The sequence below is a fragment of the Methylobacterium sp. J-092 genome (assembly GCF_022829325.1).
Lineage (GTDB): Bacteria > Pseudomonadota > Alphaproteobacteria > Rhizobiales > Beijerinckiaceae > Methylobacterium.
The window spans coordinates 1-5,881 of record NZ_JAKSXU010000146.1 but is presented as its reverse complement, the minus strand read 5'-3'; the positions used below and the strand labels follow the sequence as shown (position 1 = coordinate 5,881).

At 67.9% G+C, this 5,881-nt stretch carries 9 protein-coding genes and 2 pseudogenes; 4 read left to right on the top strand and 7 right to left on the bottom strand.

Going from position 1 to position 5,881, the window contains the following annotated elements:
- Positions 1–140 (bottom strand): annotated as a pseudogene (locus MKK60_RS28710) (hypothetical protein); the annotation flags it as partial.
- A 305-nt stretch (positions 141–445) separates the two neighbouring features.
- Here MKK60_RS28710 and MKK60_RS18630 point away from each other — a divergent pair.
- Complete coding sequence (locus MKK60_RS18630; protein ID WP_147840948.1) at positions 446–934, top strand: hypothetical protein; 489 nt, start codon at positions 446–448, stop codon at positions 932–934.
- The gene (locus MKK60_RS18625; RefSeq protein WP_243988127.1) at positions 934–1,473 is read left to right on the top strand and encodes a hypothetical protein; all 540 of its coding nucleotides are present in this window, start codon (positions 934–936) and stop codon (positions 1,471–1,473) included. The genes MKK60_RS18630 and MKK60_RS18625 overlap by 1 nt, the downstream gene beginning before the upstream one ends.
- 220 nt (positions 1,474–1,693) lie before the next feature.
- On the opposite strand, the gene MKK60_RS18620 is transcribed toward MKK60_RS18625, so the two are convergent.
- From MKK60_RS18620 to MKK60_RS18605, 4 genes are all read right to left on the bottom strand, one after another.
- Positions 1,694–1,903, bottom strand: coding sequence for a hypothetical protein (locus tag MKK60_RS18620; RefSeq protein ID WP_243988126.1), 210 nt, complete (start codon positions 1,901–1,903; stop codon positions 1,694–1,696).
- A 284-nt stretch (positions 1,904–2,187) separates the two neighbouring features.
- Positions 2,188–3,519 (bottom strand): Y-family DNA polymerase, encoded by a 1,332-nt coding sequence (locus tag MKK60_RS18615; RefSeq protein WP_243988125.1) that lies wholly within the window; start codon positions 3,517–3,519, stop codon positions 2,188–2,190.
- Entirely contained in the window at positions 3,516–3,968 is a 453-nt protein-coding gene (locus tag MKK60_RS18610) for a LexA family protein (RefSeq protein WP_243988124.1), read from the bottom strand. The genes MKK60_RS18615 and MKK60_RS18610 overlap by 4 nt, the downstream gene beginning before the upstream one ends.
- Positions 3,965–4,204 carry a hypothetical protein gene (locus tag MKK60_RS18605; protein WP_243988123.1) on the bottom strand — a complete coding sequence of 80 codons (240 nt, stop codon included), beginning with the start codon at positions 4,202–4,204 and terminating at the stop codon, positions 3,965–3,967. The genes MKK60_RS18610 and MKK60_RS18605 overlap by 4 nt, the downstream gene beginning before the upstream one ends.
- Positions 4,205–4,327: 123 nt before the next feature.
- On the opposite strand from MKK60_RS18605, the gene MKK60_RS18600 reads away from it, so the two are divergent.
- Together MKK60_RS18600 and MKK60_RS18595 are read left to right on the top strand one after the other, a co-directional pair.
- Complete coding sequence (locus MKK60_RS18600; protein ID WP_243988122.1) at positions 4,328–4,579, top strand: DUF6894 family protein; 252 nt, start codon at positions 4,328–4,330, stop codon at positions 4,577–4,579.
- Positions 4,580–4,590: 11 nt separating this feature from the next.
- Positions 4,591–4,833 carry a hypothetical protein gene (locus MKK60_RS18595; protein WP_243988128.1) on the top strand — a complete coding sequence of 81 codons (243 nt, stop codon included), beginning with the start codon at positions 4,591–4,593 and terminating at the stop codon, positions 4,831–4,833.
- 424 nt (positions 4,834–5,257) lie between these two features.
- Here the strand turns inward: MKK60_RS18595 and MKK60_RS18590 are convergent, their stop codons facing one another.
- Together MKK60_RS18590 and MKK60_RS18585 are read right to left on the bottom strand one after the other, a co-directional pair.
- Positions 5,258–5,740 carry a MucR family transcriptional regulator gene (locus MKK60_RS18590; protein WP_409567421.1) on the bottom strand — a complete coding sequence of 161 codons (483 nt, stop codon included), beginning with the start codon at positions 5,738–5,740 and terminating at the stop codon, positions 5,258–5,260.
- Positions 5,741–5,753: 13 nt separating this feature from the next.
- Positions 5,754–5,881 (bottom strand): annotated as a pseudogene (locus tag MKK60_RS18585) (IS5/IS1182 family transposase); the annotation flags it as partial.

The window sequence follows — 5,881 nt, the reverse complement described above, 5'->3', positions numbered from 1 at the left end:
TTCAGCTGCCGGCGCAGGATGTGGAAGTAGTTCGCCGGCGTCGAGCAGTTGGCGACCTGCATGTTGTCCTCGGCGCAGCTCTGGAGGTAGCGCTCCAAGCGGGCGGAGGAGTGCTCCGGCCCCTGCCCCTCGTAGCCGTGGCCCGACACAGCAAGGCGAAGGCTTCTGCCTCTATGTTTCGGTTCTGTGAATGCCTTCAAGGGGCGCTCAGTACCAAGCCATCCTAAGCATAGCGACTTCACGCAGGCCGGCTGGAGCGAGCCGTCGAGAACGCTTTGCTGCAGTGGATGGCGGTCGCCTTCGACTAAGTTGACAACGCCGACGACGCGAACGCCCGCGACATCAGCGATAGCCACTGCGTTAAGCTTCTGTTAACCATTGCGAACGATCTGTTAACTGAGCAGGCTGGCGTGGTCCGAGCCTAAGCAAATAGTGAGATAGTCCAATGGACCCGGCGAAGAAGTTCTCATGGGAAAGCCTCTCGCCGCTGGACGTCCCGGTCGGCGAACCGGGGTCCGACGCTCAGCTCTCGAAGGTGTTGCGGCTGGTCGGCCCCCTCGATGACATCGGCGGCGGCCAGCCGCCGACGCGCCGGTCGTCGCCGCAGGACTGGTCGCTGCTGATCGACCGCGTTCGGCATGCGGCGACCCATGCGCGCGAGGTCGAGGCCCAGGCGCAGGAACAAGAGCAGCGGGTCCAGGAGCTGCTGGAACGCGCCCGCGAGGATCTCAAGCTGGCCGCTGAACGGGTTCGCGCCGCCGAAGCGCGAACCGCCGACATCCAGAGCCGCGCCGACGTGTTGCTCAATGCCGCCGACGAGCGTGTGAAGGCGGCGGAGGAGCGCGCGCGCATTGCGGAAGAGTGGCTGTCGCGGGTCTACGACACGATCGCGAACGAGTTCAGTGTCGAAGCGTCTGCGAAGCGGACCGCCTGATGTCGATCAACGCTCAGCGCCGGACCGTCGATGCGCGCGAGGACGGAGACGAGGCCGAACCTAGCGATGCTGCGCGCAGCAGCACGAAATGGGCTGCCGACGTGACGTCGGGCAAGAAGGTCGTGCCCCTTTTCGCCGAGCCCAGCATGCCGGGTTCGCAGGAGACGTTTGCCGAGCCGACAGTCGTCGATTGGCCCGCCGCGCTCGACCTAATCCGAGATGTCGGAGCGCGTGTACGCCGGGCACGCGATTTTGCTCAGGAAGTCTCGCTTCGCTCCCAGTCGATCATCCGGCGGAGCGTGAAGCAGACCGAGGATGCCGAGCGGCGTGCGCAAGCTGCGGAGGCGGCAGCCAAGGCTGCGACACTGCGAGCCGACAAGGCCGACGAACTCGCCCGTCTGTCGGAAGCCCGAGCCAAGCTCGCGGAGAAGCAAGCCGAGGAGGCCAGAGCCGGCGAAGCTGAAGCCCAGCTATGGCTGCGTCGCGTCCACGCCTGCCTCAAGGACGAACTGGGCGATATCGTCGTTGACCTTGCCTAGCAACGCTGTGGCTGCGACGTGATGATCCCGCCTCGGCCGGGCCCAGCGGGGCCTAGCCGAGGAAGAACGAGGCAAAGGGGTCTCATCCTTTGGAAGTTGGATCGCGCTGCACCCTGGCGCTGCGCAAGACCACCGAGAGGACGATGCCGAGGCTCAGCCCGATCCTCCCCTTCGTGCGCTACGCTGCCTCAAGAGAACCTAAGACTACCGCGCCGCCGAGCTATGCCGTCGCGGCATCAAGCGTAGGAGAGGTGTGCTCGATCTCACGAAATGGGCTCGGGCGGCAATCAGGCGGCGGGTCGTCGAGCAGCTCCACGTGCCAGGCACGATGACCGCCATCGGCCGAGACCTCCCGGACCACACTGCCGACGATCACGCCGTCGAGGACGAGATCGTAGCTGCCAACCGCGAGGCGGTCGAGGTTGCGCATCCCGGCATAGGGCGTTGCTCAGGTGCGCGACGGCAAGCCCGTGCGCCCGTCCCCGCCCTCGACGCCGATCGCAGCGCGACACGTCCGGCCATACTGGTTCGGCTGCCGGGTGCCTGCCGCCTGCTGATGACCGCACGTCTGGGTCAGACGGAGATACACGTCGTAGAGGTCGGCGTGCTCGCCGAATCGCTGCCGGAGGCGAGCCAAGTCGTAAGTGCCGCGCCGCTTGCACGGCGGGCACTCGACGACGAGCCGGCGCCCGCGCAAGTCACACAGGCGCTCCATCAGCCGGCCACCGCGATCGGCAGCTCGCCAACCTGCGTCGTGTAGCGCGGCGTGCGCATCTCGAACTTCGTGCTCCAGGTCCGCTTCCCGACGAGGCCGGCGCGGGCCGGAACGACGCTGCCGCGGCCGAAGCGGGCGTTGCAGGCGTCGATCGCCGCCATCAGCGGCCCGGAGCGCGCGCGGTCGAGCTGCCCGATCAGCGCACGCGGGCTGGCGTCGAGCAGCATCAGGTCGGTGGTCACGATCCCGGCCTTGCTGAACCGCCACGGCCGGTCGCCGGGCTCGCGCCAAGTCCTCGCCACGCCGAGGCGGGCGGCTTTGATGAGCGCCAGCGTGTCGTTCGTGGCCTCCGGCAACGTCACCGTGGTCGAGACCGAGCGCATCGGTGCGCCCCGGTCGTGCTCGCTCGTATGGTAGAACACCGAGACGTGGTTCGTGCCGAGCCCTTCGCGCCGGAGCTTCTCGCCGAGCCGCGTGGCGTGCGCCGAGACCGCCTGCTCCAGCGTGGCGCGATCCTCGATCCGGGTCGAGAACGAGCGGGTCACCGCGCAGCCCTTGCGCTGGGCCGGCAGCGCGCCGAGCGGCAGGCAGGACAGGCCGCGCAGCTCGTGGATGATGCGCTCGCCCACCACCGTCAGCGCCTTGCGCACCGGGCGGGGGTCGAGGTCGGCGAGATCGGCTACGCTGTCGACGCCCATGGCTTCGAGCTTGGCGAGCGAGGCGCGGCCGATGCCCCAGACCTCGCCGGCCGGGATGCGGCAGAGCCAGTGGTCGTACTCGGCCGGATCGGTGAGGTCGCAGACGCCGTCGAGCGGCGCGATGCGCTTGGCGATGTGGTTGGCGAGCTTGGCCAGCGTCTTCGTCGGGCCGATGCCGACGCAGGTCGGGATGCCGGTCCAGGCGCGCACCGTGGCGCGCAGGTCCCGGGCCAGCGCGACACGGCGATCGGCCCGCACGTCCGAGAGGTCGAGGAAGCTCTCGTCGATCGAGTAGATCTCCACCATGGGGGAGAAGTCGCGGTAGATCGCGTTCGCCCGGGCGCTCATGTCGCCGTAGAGGGTGTAGTTCGACGAGAACACCCGCACGCCCTTCACCCGGCACATTTCCCGGATCTTGAACCAGGGCTCGCCCATGCCGATGCCGAGCGCCTTGGCCTCGGCGGTCCGTGCGATGGCGCATCCATCGTTGTTGGACAGCACGATCACCGGAACGCCAGCGAGCTTCGGGTCGAACACGCGCTCGCACGAGCAGTAGAAGCTGTTGCCGTCGATGAGCGCGATGGCGCGGCCGCCGCCGATGCGGTCACGCAGCCGCGGCGCCGGACCACTCACGACAGTCGCCCGCGGGCGAGGTGCCAGCGGATCGAGAAGCGCAACACGCCCCAGATCTCGACCTCGCCGAACTCGTCGACGGCGAACGCCGGCATCTCGGGGTTGTCGAAGTCGAGACGCGCCCGGTTGCCGGCCATCCGGTAGCGCTTGCACGAGAGCTGCCCGTCGACCACCGCGACGACGACGGAGCCGTCCTCCGCCCGGAGGCTGCGGTCGATGCAGGCGAGGTCTCGGTCGTGGATGCCGGCGCCGCGCATGCTCTCGCCGCGGATCTGCATCAGGAAGGTCGCCGGCGGGTTCGGCACGAGCCAGCGCGGCAGCTCGAGCGCGCCTTCGAGGAAGTCGTCGGCGGGCGACGGGAAGCCGGCGCAGAGTGCTTGACCGATGACCGGCACCCGGACGGCATCCGTGCTGCCGAGGATCAGTTCATCGACCGCGTAGGGGCTCACGCGGCGTCGCTCGCCGGCGCCGCGGCCACGCCAGCTCGGACGTAGCCGTACGAGATCAGCCGGTCGCGTTGCTCGGTCCGGCGCTCGGCCTCCGCAAGGTCGGACAGCGCGTCCTCGATCGCCCGGACCAGCGCGGCCCAGCCGTCGCCGCATGCGACCAGCCGGTAGGCCCATGCGATCGCCTCGGCCTCGGTTGAACGGATCTCCAAAGGCGGTTCGTAGGGTTGGGGGCGCATCGGAGCTCCGAGTTGTCCAAGAACATACAAGGAACAGACAGTAAGCGGATCGACGGTTCAACCATGGCGATCACAGCCGGGCGCGAAGCGGTGGGATGCTGTGGAGGGCGGGGTAGAAGGCCAATGCCGACACCGCTTTACCGCTTCCACTGCACGGACGGGCACGACCTCATCGCCGATCTCCAGGGCAAGCGACTGCCGACCTGGGCGCTGATGCGCGCGCATGCGGCGCGGGTCGCGCTGGACTTGATGCTCGGCGGCGCGCCGCGGGATTGGTCGGCCTGGACGGTCGAGATCTACGATGCGGCGGGCCGGCACGTTCTCTCGAAGCCGTTCACGGACGTGCTCGACAATCGACCGCCGAGACAAGGCTGAGGGGACGCACCATCGGCGCGAAGACGACGTTCGTGATGCAGACCTTCATCATCGAGCGGAAGCGCCTGGTGCCCGGCGACCGCGAGGTGGCGCCGACAGAGAACGGCGCGGTAAAGAAGGCCGAGGCGATGTCCGGCATCGCGGCACTGAAGATCGTCGCCGACGATGAGACCGGGGAGTTGGAGAGCGCGACGATCCTTGGCCAGTTCGGCGAGGTGCCGGACGATTTTGCGGAAAGCTTGCAGGGCAGTTGAGGTGTGAGCCGACTCTGCCCGGCCGCCTGATCCCGAGCGGCGCAAGTGTGTCTTCAGTCCGTCAGGACGGCGATCAGGGAGAAGGAACTCGCGAGCACGAAGGTGCCGGCGACAAGGGACGCGATCAACAGCATGGGATGCCTCAAGCGCCACACAGCGCCATTCCCAACGTGCAACGCTTCGCTCAGTTGCCTGCGCGCACGGGAGGGCTGCCTTGCAAGACAATGCTGTTGAAGACTTCGAGCCTTCACACGGGAGCAGACGGTTCAGCCCCGCCCCGATCGGTTCACGGGACGGGGGAACCCCGGATCTCACCAGCGAGGCCGATACGCAACGTGGCCCGGGTGTAGGATGGCAGGACTCGGTTAGAAGCACATCACCGCGACGGATGCCGCGGTGTGCCGGAACGGGGCGCTGAGCGGCCTCAGGCCGTCCCGGCGACCTTCTTATGCCCGCGTGCCTTCGGAGCCGCCCCGGACGCCCCTGCGGCCTTGGGCTTCCGACCACGGGTCTTGGGCGCCTCGGAGACTGTCTCGTCGGCCGCGGCAGCCTTGGGAGCTGCTTTACGCCTCTGCTGGCCAAGGCCAAGCGAGCGCGCCAGCTCGGACCGCTGAGCGGAATAGCTTGCAGCGGTCGACGGGTAGTCCGACGGCAGACCGTAGCGTGCACGGTACTGCTCCAACGTCAGGCCGGCCACGGTCAGGTGACGCTTCAGCGTCTTGTAGGGCTTGCCGTCGAGGAAGGAGATCAGCGCGTCCGGCGTGATCGACTTACGGATCTGTGCCGCGGTCGGCTTCTCGGGGCCGGCAGGTTCAGCAGCCGCCCCATTGCTGAGACCGGACAAAGCCGCATGCACGCTGGCGATCACATTGTGCAACTCCGACACCGGCACGTTGTTGTTCGACACGTAAGACCCTGTTTCATAAAGCTCGGGCGATCCGTCTGACGAGGATCATGGCTGCGGCGAGGACGAAGAAGGCGAGCGCAGAGGACGGGGTAGCCTCGTGGTCGCGAGCCAACCTGCGGCAGCGGGCGATCCAGCCGAAGC

Bases quoted from the DNA above. Each gene is read 5' to 3' on its own strand.
- MKK60_RS18620 (WP_243988126.1), bottom strand. From the start codon at position 1,903: ATGCGCAACCTCGACCGCCTCGCGGTTGGCAGCTACGATCTCGTCCTC.
- MKK60_RS18600 (WP_243988122.1), top strand. From the start codon at position 4,328: ATGCCGACACCGCTTTACCGCTTCCACTGCACGGACGGGCACGACCTC.
- MKK60_RS18625 (WP_243988127.1), top strand. From the start codon at position 934: ATGTCGATCAACGCTCAGCGCCGGACCGTCGATGCGCGCGAGGACGGA.
- MKK60_RS18630 (WP_147840948.1), top strand. From the start codon at position 446: ATGGACCCGGCGAAGAAGTTCTCATGGGAAAGCCTCTCGCCGCTGGAC.
- MKK60_RS18605 (WP_243988123.1), bottom strand. From the start codon at position 4,204: ATGCGCCCCCAACCCTACGAACCGCCTTTGGAGATCCGTTCAACCGAG.